This is a genomic window from Lactiplantibacillus daowaiensis (genome assembly GCF_005405085.1).
GTDB lineage: Bacteria > Bacillota > Bacilli > Lactobacillales > Lactobacillaceae > Lactiplantibacillus > Lactiplantibacillus daowaiensis.
In genome coordinates this window covers 17,198-33,163 of sequence record NZ_BJDJ01000011.1, presented here as the reverse complement: position 1 = coordinate 33,163, position 15,966 = coordinate 17,198, and the positions used below count along the sequence as shown (strand labels likewise).

Sequence of the window (15,966 nt, the reverse complement as noted above, 5' to 3'; positions counted from 1 at the left end):
ACATCGTCGGTGTTAGTGGGTGTTTTTTTATTGCCATTGTTGTAATCGTTGTTGCATTTCTAGGCGTAACGGCTGCGGTAACGCCAACGCGGTGACTGCTGGGCCTAAATACAACAGCCAGTTGACGGCTTGTGTCACCGCAGTTGCATCGGTCACATCAACATAGTCTTCATATTGAGCCGTTTGCTCGAAGGGGTCCAGGTACTGTAAGCCCCGGTTGGGCCGATGCTGGCGTTTAAATTGTTGAATCGCGGTCAAGCCTAACCGTAATTTTAAATTAGGCGCTGGTTGGGCCGCTTGAATCTGTTGTTGAATCGTTTTGATTGCTAATGGTTGTGGATTTAAGGCAACGGTTTGTAACCGAGCTAAAGCGAGACGATGCGTCTGTTGGGCAGTTAAGTCCCAAATCACGACCCACCACTGACCGGTTTGTTGATATAAGTACTGGACATAACTATCAATCGTGGTGGCATCCACTAACGTCAACGTCAAATGACGACTGACTAAGCTCGCATTCAATACTGTCTTTAACAAAGGGCTGGCGATATCGGTCAATTCTAGTAAATCTGCATTGGCCGGATTGGTATTCTCAAACCGTAAGAGTTGTTTTAACTCAACTAAATCATCTTGTTGTGTTTGCGAAGCAATCGCCAGCAACTTTTCGGAAAGGGTCTGGCGATTTTTTAGAAAAGGTAACTGCGTATTGGTCGTGGCCATAAAACTCACGAATAACGCTTTTAACTCATCGGTATTGAACTGCACGGCGGGCAATAATTGATTACGCATCACCGTAAACCCACCATCGGGGCCGACACTTGAAATCAACGGCATCCCTAATTCTTGGATAACCGCTAAATCCCGGGCCGCCGTACTGCGAGAAATCTTGAATGCCGCCATTAGTTCACTGATGGTAAACTGTTGCCGATTGTTGATATAACGCATTTCCGTATTAATTCGAGTCGTTTTGGTCATTTTTTCTCCTAATCAGTTCATTTTTTGACATGATTACTTGGTATCATAACATTATTCAATTCAAGGAGGAAACAAACACATGACTAACTACGAAATTGCAACTAAAGATGGCTTTACGGTACTCGGCTTAGGCACGACCCTCAGTGGGGATTATCAACAATTGCCCGCTCAAAAACAAGCTTTTTGGCAACAAGTCACCACGACACCGCGATATCAAGCCTTAAAGGCGAGTGCTAAGAATGCCTGGGAATTTGCGGTCAATGAAGCCATCGATGGCGTGATGTACTTTTATGCCGGTGTTCAAACGGCGACTGATGTACAACCAGCCGCCGACACGGAACGGGCCATTCAATTCCCAACGAGTTCTTACCTCATCGTCAAGGGTACTGCAGATACGGCCATCAACTTATTCGGTCAGCTTGAAGGCGCTGCTTTTGGTCAGATCTTGCCAAGTTTAACTGATCAAGCTTATGTCGGTGGACCCAATGCCACGGTAATTACAACTAGTACGCCTGAACAAGTCACTGGTGAACTATGGATTCCGATTACTAACAAATAAACCAATTGAAAAGTAACTTAAACAACCCCCGTTACTGGCAGTTTGACTGCTAGTGGCGGGGGTTGTTGGTGCTATAATGCAGAAAAATCGAAGGGCAGGCGGGCAACGGCAACAAGTATTAATCAATTTAATAATTAACAATTCGATTGTGTGAAAGGTTTAGAACCGGTATAATGATTATTGCTAGAAGGAGGGCCATGCACGCTATGCGTAAACTAGAAGATCATTTTTGTTTTTTGATGTATGTCACCGCGCGCGCCATCCAACGCGCGTATCAACCCGAGTTGGCCGAACAAGCCATCACGTATCCGCAGTATTTAGTCTTAGTCTTATTAAGTGAACAACCACATCTAACGGTCAAGTCGATCGGTCATTGGTTAGACCTCAGTACCGGGACCGTTACCCCATTACTCAAACGGATGGACGAAGAAGGCTTGGTTAAACGCCAGCGCAGCCAAACTGACGAACGGCAAGTCCAAGTCTCAATCACGCCAGCGGGGCGTATGAAACGGGCCGCTATCAGTGATTTACCAGAAACGTTAGTCACCAAAGGCCAATTAACGGACGAAGAATGGGCCACAATGACCCAATTAGTCCACAAATTAATGATTAATTTGAAATAATCCACTAAAAACGTGAACTCTGCATCGCTAGTTATGAAGCGATGCACGGCTCACGTTTTTTTGTGAATTTTTTTAAGTACAACTGGTTAACTAGTTATTGGCTGGGCATTGGCTGCTAAATGTTGGGGGATAGCCCCCAGCTTTATACAAAAGTTGTGAAAATCGACTTCATATTTTCTTCATACCGTGATCACTAGCCTCACGCAAATTTTTGCAAACTCCCAACATAACTTTCACATCTGTTCATTATGATGGCAATAACAATTAAAAATGAATGGAGACATGCTGATATGATTTATGCTCAGATTTTAGCTGGTGGGAAGGGCACCCGAATGGGCCACGTCAAAATGCCCAAGCAATTTTTAACCCTTGCTGATAAGCCCATCTTGATCCACACCGTTGAAAAGTTTGTGCTCGAAAGTCGGTTTGCGGCCATTCTGATCGTTTGTCCGGCCGATTGGCTGAGCCATACTAAAGAAATTGTCCACCGTTACATTCACGATGACCGGGTCAAAGTGGTCACGGGCGGTGCCGAACGCAACGAAACCTTGATGCAAGGCATCAATTACTTACAAACCCATTACGACTTAACTGACGACGATGTCGTGATTACCCACGATGCCGTGCGACCATTTATTACCCAACGCATCATCGCGGATAACATCACGGCCGCCTTACAATATCCAGCCGTTGATACGGTCGTACCGGCCATCGATACGATCGTTCAAGGGGCCACCGAATCGGTCACGACCATTCCGGTGCGTGAATCGATGTACCAAGGCCAAACACCACAAAGCTTCAATATCCAAGCCTTGATCAAGGCTTATGACAAGCTGACGACCGATCAAAAGGCCACCTTGTCTGATTCTTGCAAAATTTGCTTACTTGCCGGTGAGACGGTCCACTTAGTCCGCGGTGAAAACTTTAATTTTAAAATTACCACGCCATACGATTTAAAAGTTGCAACGGCGTTAGTAGAAACGAGGGAATAACCATGTTAAATCAAGTCTATCGCTTAGTGGCCGCCCGCCAATTTGAAGTCCAAACGGTCGATGAAGTATTAGCGCCGACCGATATCATTGTCCGGCCAACTTATCTCTCGTTATGTCATGCCGATCAACGTTACTTTACCGGCAATCGCTCCCAAACCGCCCTCCGTAAAAAGTTACCTATGGCCTTGATCCATGAAGGCGTTGGCACGGTGGTGGCTGACCCACAAGGTGAGTTCAAACCCGGGGACTTAGTCGCCATGGTGCCCAATACCCCCACGAAAACCAATGAAATCGTTAAGGAAAATTACTTACCTTCATCGAAGTTTCGGTCTAGTGGCTATGACGGCTTCATGCAAGAATATGTCTTCTTACACCGCGACCGCGCCATCAAGATTCCTAAAGACTTCGATCCCCAAATGGCTGCTTTCATTGAAATGGTCTCAGTGGGGGTCCAAGCGTTGACCCAACTAAAACACACCATGGATGCCGACCAAAAAGTCATTGGTATTTGGGGTGATGGTAATCTCGGCTACATTACGGCGACTTTAGCCAAAACGATGTTTCCAAATAGTCAATTAGTCGTCTTTGGCCGCCATCAAGACAAATTAGACTACTTCTCATTTGTCGATGCCACGTACTTAGTTGATGATGTGCCGGAAAACGTGCAAGTGAGTCAAGCCATTGAATGTACTGGTGGGCTAGGTAGTGCCCAAGCTATCGATCAAATCATTGACCATATTCAACCCATGGGAACAGTCGTCTTAATGGGGGTTTCTGAACAGCCAATTGACATCAATACCCGGATGGTTTTAGAACGTGGTTTGACCTTGCAAGGCTCTAGCCGCAGTGGACGGCAAGATTTTCAACAAGCCGTTGATATTTTAAGCCACAGTGCCGTGACCCGCGAACGCCTCCAAAACTTAATTGGGGTGACTGGGACGGTTCACACGCTCCCCGAAGTGACTGAGTTCTTTGAACGGGACTTAGCCAACTATTGGGGCAAGGCGGTGATGCGATGGGCCGTCTAAAAAAAGTCAAACTCAATTTATTACGTCATACGTTTAATGGTTTTTATCAGCTTTGTTATCACTTAGTGGGGCCGAAACCACGCCGAGTCGTCTTCGCGACCATGCGGAATACCAAACTCGCTGATAACTTAAAGTATCTATACGCGGAATTTGACCATGCGGATGACGATTATGAGCTTAAAGTGCTGTGTTTCCACTATGATCGGACCTTACTAAGTAAGCTAGGGTTCGTCTGGGCCTCCATGCGGGCCCTTTATTACTTAGCAACGGCGCAGTTATTCATCATTGATGACTACTTTTTTCCACTCTATGCCATTCAAAAGCACGACGATAACATCGTGATTCAACTTTGGCATGCGATTGGGTCACTTAAAAAGTTCGGTCTCAGTTTACCGAGTGCCAACCGTAGTATCATCAAACCACATACCAATTACGATTGGGTCTTTATCAATGCGGAAGCCGATAAGCCCGCTTATACAGAAGCCTTTGATCTACCAGCCGATCACGTCTTAGCTTTAGGCGAGCCCATGATCGATGGGTTAATGACGATGCGGCATCACGACCATGAACGACCGAAGCGCTTGTTCTACGCTCCCACATATCGCGCGGGCGGTGCTAAGCGGGTCGCCGGCTATATTCAAGCTTTCATCAAAGCCAGTCAAGCGTTGAACGGTGAGTGGGAGCTTTACATCTCCGTCCATCCATATTTGAAATTACCGGCCTTAGCGGCTAATTTACCCGCTAACGTGCACTTGTTTCAAGATGCCGAACGCGTCAAAAACTTATTGCCGAAAGTCGATGTTTTTGTCACCGACTATTCGTCATTATCGTTGAACTTCAGTTACTTTGAACGACCGATCCTACTATTTACACCTGATTACGCGCAATATGCCAAACACTGTGGCTTTTACGTTGACTACTATCAATACTTGGGGGCGCCGCACTTTAAAACGGCGTCACAAGTCATTGCGGCCGTTAACCAACAGGTCCCAACCTTAGATTTGAGTTACGTGCAACAACTCAAGCAACGGACCTTCCCACAGCAAGATGGGCATAACAGTCGTCGCGTTTTCGACTTTGTCACACAACTACTCTAACCTAATTTAAGCGGGGGGATTCAGATGTTAACACGATTAAAACGCCGCGCCCATCAAGTGGTCCGGCACCTAAGACGACCAGCACCAACCACTGATCCTGTGGCGGATGTTGATGACACAACGCCGCGCCAACTATTGAATGAACCACATTTAGCCACTGACGTTGATTCGTTGATCAAACGGCAAGTCACCCAACTCGATTTTAACGGCGCTTACTTAACGATCAGTGGTCAAGCGTGGTTCGAACAATTTCCAGAAACTGATCCTGAAAAGATCATCAAGAGCTTAATTTTAATCGACCAACAAGGCGTTGAAATCACCGTGCCACTCGTGAATGTTCCGGTTAAAGTCGCCAACTTCCCACAGGCAGGCTACCACGGTGCCATTAACTTCTCTAAGCTCAATAACGGTAAACCGCTCGCACCCGGACGATACGAGATTCGCTTGCAATTACGGCAATATTTACCAAAAGGGTGGCTGATTCGCCGCACTTCGATCGGGCAAATCGGCCAGGCAGCCAAAGATTTGAATTACACCACTAAAATGACTAGTTATTCGGCTAAGAGCAATCAGACGTTTAGCTTGATTTTTGAATATAAATTAGCCGCACAAGCCTTTTATGTGAGTTCACACAAGCTCAGTGACATCAATCCATTGGAAAATGAAGTCGCCGATGCGGGGTATGAGCTGGAATCACCGACATTACGCGCCTTTAAACGGCGGTTATTAAAATGGTGGTACCGCTGGTATTGTTTGCGACCAATCAAGCCTGATCAAATCGCATTTGTCTCTGACAGTCGGACCTCGATTTCCGGAAACTTTGAATTCATTTATCAAGCGTTGCAAAAGCAGGCCAATTTCAAGACGACCTTCTATTTAAAACCTAGTATCAAAGCTAAAAAGAGCTTTCGTGAAGTTCGGCAGCTAGCTAAGGCCATTGCGACCAGTCGCTACATTTTACTTGATGACTTTTACCCCTTAATTTATCCGTTGAAGATTCGTGAAAATGCTGACTTGATTCAAGTTTGGCATGCCGTTGGGGCCTTTAAGACGTTTGGTTATAGCCGCGTTGGGATGCCAGGTGGCCCCAAACCGACGTCGCTGAACCATCGAAACTACACGAAAGTCTTAGTCTCATCGCAACAAGTCGTTGACAAATATGCAGAAGGGTTTGGGATTACTGAAGATAAAGTCTTGCCACTAGGTGTGCCTCGGACCGATGTCTTTTTTGACAAGCCTAAACAAGCCCAAATCAAAGCGCGCTTAAACGAAGAATTACCGTTCATTAAGGGCAAAAAGGTGATCTTATTTGCCCCAACTTTTCGAGGTAATGGGCAACAGTCGGCCAATTATCCGTTTGAAACGTTAAACTTCAAACAATTATATGATAACTTACACGATGATTACGTCTTTTTATTAAAGATTCATCCATTCGTCCAAAATAAACCCACGATTCCATATGAATATACGGACTTCTTCTATGACGTTTCTGATTATCGAGAAATCAATGATTTACTGTTAATCGCTGACCAATTGATTACTGATTACTCATCAGTTTGTTTTGAATACGCCTTATTGAAACGACCAATGGTCTTCTTTGCCCCAGATTTAGCGGATTATATGCGCTCGCGGAGTTTCTACTTTGATTACTTCGATTTTATTCCTGGCCAATTAGCCGAGAATATGAGCGAGTTATTAACCCAGTTAAAACATCCTCACATCGATCAAACAAAAGTCGATCAATTTGTCGATTATTTCTTTGATGATCTGGATGGTCATGCGACTGATCGGTTAGTCGCGGCCTTAAATGATGGGTTTGCTGAATCCACGGCTGAAGAAGCTCAATTAGACGCCGATGGTCAATTAAGAACTGAAGATGGAAAAGTCATTCCTGATTGGGGTCAACGGACCCATGCGCCAACGCAACCGAAGCAGGATCAAGCTTAACTAGATTAAAAAAGGTTAGTTATCCGACTAGCCTTTTTTAATCTAGTTATTTTGTTGTAAATACAGCAAAACGATGCTATACTCAGTACTAATCTCAATAAGGAGGTTCGGCCATGCCTGATGTGCTCCGGCAAATTGGTACCATTGCGCGTGCCTTAGATTCAATCAGTAATCGGGAATTCAAACAACTGGCCTTAAACAAAGGGCAGTATTTGTATTTAGTCCGCATCTGCGAACGGCCGGGGGTGATTACCGACCATTTAGCAGCCCAACTGCAAGTCGATCGAACAACTGCTGCGCGTGCCGTCCAAAAACTTGTCATGCAAGGACTAGTGGAGAAACGAGCGGCGACACAAAACCGTAAAAACAAAGAACTATTTCCAACGGCCGCCGGTCTAAAGCGTTACGTCACGATCCATCGCGAAAATGTCTATTCTAATCAAGTCGCTTTAACTGAATTGACCTCAACGGAAGCAGCTCAATTATCCCAGTTATTAACGAAAGTCAGTCATCAAGTGACCGCTGACTGGGAAAAAGTCCAACAAGGGCAAACCAGACCATATTAACCAGTATCTAAACGATAAGGAGTTTTACGATGACCACAACTTTAGTCCCACTTACGACCGCTGATAGCCAAGCTTTACAGCAAATCAGCATTGAAACCTTTCAAGATACGTTTGCGGCCCAAAATACCGCCGCTAACATGCAAGCTTATCTCGATGAGGCTTATAACTTACCTAAATTGACCGCTGAACTACAAGTGGCTAATTCACGTTTTTATTTTATCGAACGTGACGGTCAGCAAATAGGCTACTTAAAAGTCAATATTGGCGATGCTCAGTCCGAAGCCATGGGACCAGATGCTTTAGAAGTTGAACGGATTTATATTCGACCAGCGTTCAAACATCAAGGCCTCGGCAGCACCTTGATTCGTCAAGCCATCAAGCTGGCACAAGCTGACCATAAAACCTTAATTTGGTTAGGCGTTTGGGAACACAATGAACCGGCTAAAGCTTTCTATGAACACTGGGGCTTTGAACAATTCAGTGCGCATGAATTCGTCATGGGCACTGACCACCAAACTGACCTGTTGCTGCAAAAGTCCCTCGCTTAAACCATATGTATTGACATCTACTATACGTTTAGTATAGTTAAGGATGAGGTGACAACTATGGATAACCCAAAGAATATTGCCGTGTCATTCCGTGTCAATGAACAAGACAAACAGCAAGCGGCTTTGATTTATGATGCCTTAGGACTGAATTTATCGACCGCATTTAACATGTTTCTAAAACAAACCATTGCCGTCGGTGGCTTACCGTTCAATGCTCAAAATCCAGCTTATGGTACTGCCACAGAGTCAGCAGTCTTACAGCAACTCGCTAAAATTCGCCAAACACCAACTGAATAGTCGTCATCCCCATTGCCAAGTGAAAAGGTAATGGGGATTTTTTTGTCAACTTATATCCCTTATAAATTTTATGATTAAAGTAGTCAGTCGTGCAGCGGCCAACTAAATCGAGTTAATAAACTAGCAATTAATTTGACCAGCATTTTATTAGTTCACTAGGTATTCTTACCCTTATGATTAGGCGTTGCGATTAAGCGTTTTGTATAATAGCGCCAAGTTAAAATAATCGCAAGGATTGAGAAAGGCGGTGGGCCGATGCTGACTAATTTAGCAATTGGGATTTCGAGCCTATTTTATGGTTACTTCATTATTGAAATTTTGTTGATCAATCATTATCGGGTACCCAAACGATCAATGACTAAAGGAAAGCAGCCATATCAACTCTATCTAGTCATTCCAGTTTTGAATGAAGAACGTGTGATTACAAAGACCATCACACAATTATCACAGCAGCTGGCACAGTTACCATCTACGATTACCGCGCAAATCATTGCGGTCGATGACGATTCCCATGACCATAGTCTAGCGTTACTAGCAACTAGTCCGTCGCCATATTTACAAGTCCTACATCGTGCCGGCAATAAGCGGCAGGGTAAAGGGGCCGTCATTAATACGGCAATCGATTATTTACAGCATACCTTAGCCAAGCAAGTGGCACCTAATCAGGCCATCGTGGGCATTTTAGATGCGGATGCCTTTATGACTAGCCAAGCATTGACTCAAGTCGTCGCTCATTTTGAGCACGATCCACAACTGGCAATGCTACAAACCGGGGTCACGATTTACAATCAAACCAACTGGTTAGCTCGTATGCAAAATTTTGAATTTATGGGCGTCAATAGCGCCACACAACAATTACGCAGTCGGCTTGGTCAATGCATCGCTTCTGGTAACGGTCAGTTCGTCAGCTTAGCTTTAGCTGAACAAAACCCTTGGGGCAATAGCTTGTTAGAAGATTTAGAGTTTACGCTGCGGACCTGGCTATTAGGAGGCAAAGTCGATTTTCTACCGACCCAAGTTGTGCAACAAGAAGCCGTCACTCAATTGCGGCCGTTCTTTAATCAACGTGTTCGCTGGTGTCAAGGGGCCTTACAATGCATGAGCTATTTACCAGCACTATGGCAGTCTAAGAATGTCAATTGGTTTCAACGTTTCGACACGACTTTTTGGATCCTGATGCCCATTACTGGTTGCATTGTCCCAATAACAAGTCTGGTCGCGTTAGTCAACTTAACCACCCGCAGTTTAAGTAACTGGAATCAAGGCTGGCATCACTTGGCCATATTGACAGTAATCAGTATTGCCTTGCTCGCATGTGGGGCATTAGCGTTATTGCTGCACCGTAATTCCAGTCTGGCACAGTTGCCAACCACATTTGGACAAACTTTAAGTGATAGTATTAGCTTTCAAGCCTACTTATTAATTATCGCTTTAACACCATATGCCGCTATCACGCGGCAATTACTTGGCCAAACAAATTGGACCAAGACCCGCCATTTGTCATATGCTCGACTAAAACGATCGTATTAGGGGGCGATAGTGATTAAACGGTTCTGTGTAAAGTTCGGTCAAGCAATCGTTTTAATCATCGCCGGTTGCTTGCTCGCATGGATGTTCATTGCACTTTGGCGCGCGACAAAACGGTTACCGCTAACCTTAACCCCAGCCATTTGGTGGGCCGGGGTGGCAATACTTGTTTTGCTAGCTGGAATTCTTGGGTTAGCCCGTTGGTTGGCAACGCGGTCAACAACTTGGCTACTGGTCACGTTAGGCGGTTTGACCGTCATTAAGCTTCCCTTGATTGCACTGTTTCGAATTCATCCAACATCTGATTTTTGGAATTACCATGCGCTAGCTGCGTATAGTACCCAAGGCCTGACTTGGCAGACCATGTTTGCACACGGCTCACTCGGTGACTATTTGATTTTTCCACATGCCCTCAATATTGCCAACGCATTTAGTTGGGAAATGGCGTTCTTCGGTCAAAATTACGTGGTCAGTCAACTCGGTAACGTTTTATTAACTAGTTTGGATATGTTGTTACTATACTTTATTGGTGCGCGTTGGCTTAACCGGCAACTGGGCATTTCGATGGCACTAATATTCTATAGTTTGCCGGCATATTGGTTATACAGCACTTTGTTAAACGGGATTGAACCACTATTTATCACATGTATTTTGATCGCAATGTATAGTTTGACCAACGTCGTCCATCCCTTAGCGACCACCACACCTTGGGATCAGTGGTTCAATTTGATTTTAGCGTGGGGCACAACCATCGTGGCCAACTTACTGCGACCAATCATGGCTGTCTGGCTAATCGGCCTGGTCCTATTAAGTGGTTGGTTAGCGCTACAATCAGTTAAAATTTGGCGCCGTTATTGGATTCGACTGGGGCTATTCATTGTCGGTGTGGCGCTTATTATGGGCTTTACATCGCCAATCGAGGATTGGCTATATGGGGTGCAACTAGCACCTAACCGTATCGAAACTGCTTATAGTGTCGCAACCGGGAGCAATCCACAGACGGGTGGCATGTATGAAGATCAGCTGATGGGACAGGTGACACATACACTACGCGTCGCGCCATCCTATCAGGTAGCCTATCAAAGAATTGCGATTGAGATGCAGGCAGCAACGACACAACATCTCACCCAGCTCAAACAAACCCACGCTTGGTTACCGTTTTTAAATGCTAAGTTGCAAAACTTAATGACCGAAGACTACGGTTATAACTGGGTGCTATATAACTTGAATACCAATCACCAGTTAACAACGACTTGGTATCACTTGAAGTCCTGGATTGTCTTGTTCTCGGTCGGAGGCTTACTAAGTTTGATTGGCGGGGCACTGATCAGTGTTTTAATTGGGCTCGGTTTACTAGCCACCCATACGGACTACTTGAATAATTACTTCTTTTATAGTGGCTTATTACTGGACGGCTTTGTGCTCAGCGCCTTATTAGTTGAAGTCCAAGGGCGCTATCATATCATTATTTATTTGCCACTTATTTTCCTGCTGACTTGTGGTATCGCTGCTTGGCGACGTTGGCGTTATCAGGAACGACATTAGTGGCTAAAAAAACGCAGTGACCTTTTTCCCATCACTGCGTTTTTTTACTATTATCATGCTTGTGCTAACTTAGCCAAAGTCCGAATCAATTGACACGTAAAGCCATATTCATTGTCGTACCAGGCCACCGTCTTAACGAGTTGGGTCTCACCGGCAGTGACAACTTCTGTTTGGGTCGGGTCAAAAATGGACCCATAAGTCGACCCAATCACATCACTTGAAACGATTTGATCAGCATTGTAGCCAAATGACGGATTTTGTTGAGTTGCAGTTTGCATGACTTGATTGATTTGGTCAACCGTCACCGGCTGTTTTAAAGTCGTAACTAATTCCGTTAACGAACCCGAAACTACACCAACACGTTGTGCGTGGCCTTGTAGTTTGCCATTCAAGTTAGGTAATACTAAACCAATCGCTTTAGCAGCACCAGATGAATGGGGAATCGTATTCACACCAGCCGCCCGTGCCGCGCGGAAATTGCCACCACGAACGGGACCATCCAATAACATTTGCGTGCTCGTATAAGCATGAACAGTCGTCATGGTGCCAACCAAAATACCGAAAGCTTGATCGAGATAATAAGCCATGGGTGCTAAACAATTGGTCGTACAAGATCCCGCTGAAACAATTTGATCACTCGCTTTTAACGTCTGATCATTGACATTCATAACAATCGTTCGAACATCGTTACCAGCCGGTGCCGAGATCAACACCTTTTTAGCACCAGCAGCTAAATGCGCTTGGGCCTTAGTGCTAGACGTGTAAAAGCCCGTACACTCCAACACAATTGCGACACCATCTTGAGCCACCCATGGTAACTGCTCGGCCTGAGCTTCTGCATAAACTGGATAACGCTGACCATCAACGATAATCGCATCCGTTGTCGCCGTTACTTCAGCGGCCAAGGTGCCATGCGTTGAATCATATTTTAGCAAGTGGGCCAGCAGGGCAGGCGCCGTCAAATCATTAATAGCCACGACTTCTAAATCAGTTGCCCCTTGCTGTTTTAATGCTAACAAGCGGCGAAATGCCAATCGACCGATCCGACCAAACCCATTAATACCAATTTTTACTGTCATGTTAAAATCCTCCTGAAGTTAAATGTTATACTTGATTGGTGTTAGTCACCCTCAAGCACAACTATATTATGCCAAGCTAGCCGGTGGGTAACCAGATTGACATCATCCTAGGATAACTTGTCCTAGGTAAGTAAGGAGCAGTCATGATGAATGAAAAAGTTGTGGGGCATTTTTTGGCCTATAAACGCTCACTCCTAAAACCAGCCGATTATGGCTTGACGACTAGTCGCCGACGGGTGGCAGGGTTGCGGCGTGATGAAGTTGCTGACTTAGCACACATCAGTAGTGATTGGGTAACACGTTTGGAGCAGGGACGACCAGGGGTGAAACCTTCAATTGACGTCTTATTGGCGTTGAGCCAGGTCTTAAAACTAAGCACCGCCGAAACGCAGTATTTATTTAATTTAATTGGCGCTCAACTTCCCGCCGATCAACGAGCCAACACGACTGTACCAGCTAGTCTGGTCGCACTAATGCAAGCACAGGGGGACAATCCAGCCATAATTTTAGACCAACGTTTAACGATTACTAACTGGAATCTAGCTTATACTAAACTTTATGGTGCGTTAACTGACCAGTCGTCACAGCAGCGCAATCTAATTTGGCGAACCTTCAACGTGCCAGCACTACAAGCTTTAATACCAGATTGGTCTGCTTACGCACAACAACGAACCGCACAGTTTCGACAACTCTACAGCACCATGCCAACTGATGATTTTTTATACCAAATATTTGACACGATAAAAACCATCCCAGCATTTCAAGCACCATGGCAAACGCTACAGACTCAAGCATTAACACCATTACCATTGCTGTTAAACCATCCAACTGTTGGGGCGCTATATTTGACTGAAATACCATTACACACTGATTTAACGGATTACTATTTACTAGTACAATTGGCTAACGACCAAGCCACTAAAGCTAAATTATCACACTTAATGGGGGCAAAATAAATGTCTGCAACAGCTAACGAAACTTTGGTACGGCAAATCATTTTGGATAATCCGGAGCTTTGCCAACTTTTACAAATCGTCCAAAAACTACAGTTACCACAAGGTGCACTTGCAGCTGGCTGCATTCGTAATACGGTATGGTCCGTACTCAGTCAGCAACCAGTCACGTTTGCCAGCGATATTGACGTGGTTTATTTCGATAAAACACAACCAGCAAGTCATGATTTAAGCGTTCAAGATAAGCTTCAGCAAGCATTCCCACAATATCAATGGCAAGTCAAAAATGAAGTTTACATGCACCAATATAACTTTGCCGACCAGCCGCCATTTACGTCAGTTACTGATGCAATCGGTCATTTTGTTGAAACCGCAACTGGTGTCGGTGCATATTTAGATCCACAAAATCAGTTGCAGCTAATTACGCCACATGGGTTAACTGACTTAGTGCAGTTTATTTGTCGGCCAGCGCCGTATTTACAACAAGATGCTGCACACTTAGCGATATTCAAACAACGTATCCAGCAAAAGGATTGGCAGCAACGATATCAGCAATTATCAGTTGTATATTAGCGTATCCGTTGTTCATTTGTAGTTTTCGATAATATCAAACCAAATAATTTTGTTTATCCGTACTAATTTAATTTCATTTACTCGAGTTTAGTTTACAAATAACGACAAGTAACTAAAATTATTGTTTTAACAACATGATTTGTGCACTTTAGTGGTAACGAACGTTATAACCACAGGGGATACCGTAATTCAGGACTGGGCCATTTTTGAATATATTCTAGTTTACATAATATATATTATACAAAGTAGAAGTAAAACGAAAATTGGGTCCCCCACGACCTAATTCAGGCTTTTTGGCCTGTTTTTTGCTTACGATTCTTTTTAGCTTTATGATCATCATTTCAGTTAGCTACTTTTTTACGGTTCTATTTTTATTTTGTTGGTTTCGATTCGAACTTGATGATTTTATTTAGCAGCTTTTAAATTTGCAGTTTAGATTTCATTTTGTGTAAAGCCATAATCAAGCTTGCACATTAAAAACCGTCAATTAATAGCAATTCATGAAATCTGCTATTTATTGACGGTTTATCTTAAGTTATATTATTAATCATTTTACCAGTTGCTGTATCGCATCATTTTGGGTGTTTTTTGGTCAAATGATACCTTTTTTGCATGCGTATTCTGTTGTTAATTAGACCAACAAGTACCCATTAAACAAACGAACCTGTCCTTAGAATGCGCCTGACAGCACCCGTGCTAATGGCTTGTTTTTGGGTTAAAATTGTGTTTTAGTTAAAGTAACGAAATACGACTAGAAAGGCTGTGACCTACAATGACAATTCATTTTCCATACGAAAAAAGCTTTATTGCACACTTAACCACAGCTGGTAAACATCCACAGACAATTGCCCAATATCAAATGACTTTGACCGACTTCTTTAATTACCAACAACACTTTAACGACACGTTTGCAGCCAGTGGCTTACTCGCTGATTTAACTGAAAATGATATTAAAGTTTATTTGACCATGCTAAAGACCAATCGCGGCTATCAGCAATCAACTTTAAATAAAAGTCTATCTAATCTTAATGGCTATTTTAACTACTTATTTGAACATCGCGTCATAACCACGTTGCCAACGTTTGCAGTCAAGGGTAAACCACTCGTCAACAATCACCAGATTGATACTTGGCCGGAACAATTACCAACATTGCTGACTAATGATGATATTCATGTGTATACACGTGCGTTTTTATTATTTACAAGTAAAGCTTATCCAGTCAGTGAACTATTAGCACCAAATTTCTACCAACAGGTAAAAAAGATCACTTTTTCGCCTGTTGAACATATGTTCTTATCTAAATTATACGCCTTTATTACACCTTTACAAACCCAATTTCAAACTCAGGATTTATTCTTAAAAACCCGGCAACGTGGGACTGATCCACATTTAACCTTAGCCGCACTACACAAGTATTTAACTGGCGACAGCCAGCGCCTGGGCTTACCATTAAAGCCAACAACGTTGTACCAAAGCTATATTTTATGGTATTTACGGCAACATCGGGCCACTGAACCGACAGCAATCATGCAGACCCTAAGATTAGATTTAACAAGTCTAGGTTACTATCAGAACTTGTTACGCCAACAAGATTTGCGTGAAATACGACAACAACAAGAAAACTAAAGTTGCTAAAAAGCAGTCAATTATGATGATATT

General features: G+C 43.9%; 16 protein-coding genes. 14 read left to right on the top strand and 2 right to left on the bottom strand.

All coding sequences use genetic code 11. The features are described 5' to 3' along the window. Window positions 1-27 precede the first annotated feature (27 nt). Window positions 28-972, bottom strand: coding sequence for a helix-turn-helix transcriptional regulator (locus tag FFM75_RS08025; RefSeq protein WP_137628657.1), 945 nt, complete (start codon window positions 970-972; stop codon window positions 28-30). Between the two features lie 79 nt (window positions 973-1,051). Here FFM75_RS08025 and FFM75_RS08020 point away from each other — a divergent pair, with 79 nt between their 5' ends. The 11 genes from FFM75_RS08020 (at window position 1,052) to FFM75_RS07970 (ending at window position 11,701) form a co-directional block, all read left to right on the top strand. Then, window positions 1,052-1,531 (top strand): effector binding domain-containing protein, encoded by a 480-nt coding sequence (locus tag FFM75_RS08020; protein ID WP_137628656.1) that lies wholly within the window; start codon window positions 1,052-1,054, stop codon window positions 1,529-1,531. Between the two features lie 206 nt (window positions 1,532-1,737). Next, a complete protein-coding gene (locus FFM75_RS08015) occupies window positions 1,738-2,154 on the top strand; it encodes a MarR family winged helix-turn-helix transcriptional regulator (RefSeq protein WP_223876637.1) in 417 nt (138 codons plus the stop codon). Window positions 2,155-2,444: 290 nt separating this feature from the next. Continuing rightward, entirely contained in the window at window positions 2,445-3,146 is a 702-nt protein-coding gene (locus FFM75_RS08010) for an IspD/TarI family cytidylyltransferase (RefSeq protein ID WP_137628654.1), read from the top strand. Between the two features lie 2 nt (window positions 3,147-3,148). Continuing rightward, a complete protein-coding gene (locus FFM75_RS08005) occupies window positions 3,149-4,174 on the top strand; it encodes a ribitol-5-phosphate dehydrogenase (protein WP_137628653.1) in 1,026 nt (341 codons plus the stop codon). Beyond that, window positions 4,162-5,271 (top strand): CDP-glycerol glycerophosphotransferase family protein, encoded by a 1,110-nt coding sequence (locus tag FFM75_RS08000; RefSeq protein ID WP_137628652.1) that lies wholly within the window; start codon window positions 4,162-4,164, stop codon window positions 5,269-5,271. The genes FFM75_RS08005 and FFM75_RS08000 overlap by 13 nt, the downstream gene beginning before the upstream one ends. Before the next feature lie 24 nt (window positions 5,272-5,295). After that, window positions 5,296-7,218 (top strand): CDP-glycerol glycerophosphotransferase family protein, encoded by a 1,923-nt coding sequence (locus FFM75_RS07995; protein WP_137628651.1) that lies wholly within the window; start codon window positions 5,296-5,298, stop codon window positions 7,216-7,218. A gap of 113 nt (window positions 7,219-7,331) precedes the next feature. Then, window positions 7,332-7,784, top strand: coding sequence for a MarR family winged helix-turn-helix transcriptional regulator (locus FFM75_RS07990; protein ID WP_137628650.1), 453 nt, complete (start codon window positions 7,332-7,334; stop codon window positions 7,782-7,784). Window positions 7,785-7,813: 29 nt separating this feature from the next. After that, window positions 7,814-8,332: a GNAT family N-acetyltransferase gene (locus FFM75_RS07985; protein ID WP_137628649.1), complete on the top strand. Its 519-nt coding sequence runs from the start codon at window positions 7,814-7,816 to the stop codon at window positions 8,330-8,332. A 57-nt stretch (window positions 8,333-8,389) separates the two neighbouring features. Then, on the top strand, window positions 8,390-8,629 hold the full coding sequence (locus FFM75_RS07980) for a type II toxin-antitoxin system RelB/DinJ family antitoxin (protein WP_137628648.1): 240 nt from the start codon (window positions 8,390-8,392) through the stop codon (window positions 8,627-8,629). 255 nt (window positions 8,630-8,884) lie between these two features. After that, window positions 8,885-10,159 carry a glycosyltransferase family 2 protein gene (locus FFM75_RS07975; protein ID WP_137628647.1) on the top strand — a complete coding sequence of 425 codons (1,275 nt, stop codon included), beginning with the start codon at window positions 8,885-8,887 and terminating at the stop codon, window positions 10,157-10,159. Between the two features lie 9 nt (window positions 10,160-10,168). After that, complete coding sequence (locus FFM75_RS07970; protein WP_223876636.1) at window positions 10,169-11,701, top strand: hypothetical protein; 1,533 nt, start codon at window positions 10,169-10,171, stop codon at window positions 11,699-11,701. 53 nt (window positions 11,702-11,754) lie between these two features. Here the strand turns inward: FFM75_RS07970 and gap are convergent, their stop codons facing one another. Continuing rightward, window positions 11,755-12,780, bottom strand: a complete 1,026-nt coding sequence (gene gap, locus FFM75_RS07965; protein ID WP_137628646.1) for a type I glyceraldehyde-3-phosphate dehydrogenase — start codon at window positions 12,778-12,780, stop codon at window positions 11,755-11,757. 146 nt (window positions 12,781-12,926) lie between these two features. Here gap and FFM75_RS07960 point away from each other — a divergent pair, with 146 nt between their 5' ends. The 3 genes from FFM75_RS07960 to FFM75_RS07950 all read left to right on the top strand — a co-directional run bounded on the left by FFM75_RS07960 (window position 12,927) and on the right by FFM75_RS07950 (window position 15,933). After that, complete coding sequence (locus FFM75_RS07960) at window positions 12,927-13,736, top strand: helix-turn-helix transcriptional regulator (RefSeq protein WP_171001459.1); 810 nt, start codon at window positions 12,927-12,929, stop codon at window positions 13,734-13,736. After that, window positions 13,737-14,306, top strand: coding sequence for a nucleotidyltransferase family protein (locus FFM75_RS07955; RefSeq protein WP_137628644.1), 570 nt, complete (start codon window positions 13,737-13,739; stop codon window positions 14,304-14,306). Window positions 14,307-15,078: 772 nt separating this feature from the next. After that, the gene (locus tag FFM75_RS07950) at window positions 15,079-15,933 is read left to right on the top strand and encodes a phage integrase N-terminal SAM-like domain-containing protein (protein WP_137628643.1); all 855 of its coding nucleotides are present in this window, start codon (window positions 15,079-15,081) and stop codon (window positions 15,931-15,933) included. The last annotated feature ends 33 nt before the right edge of the window (window positions 15,934-15,966 follow it).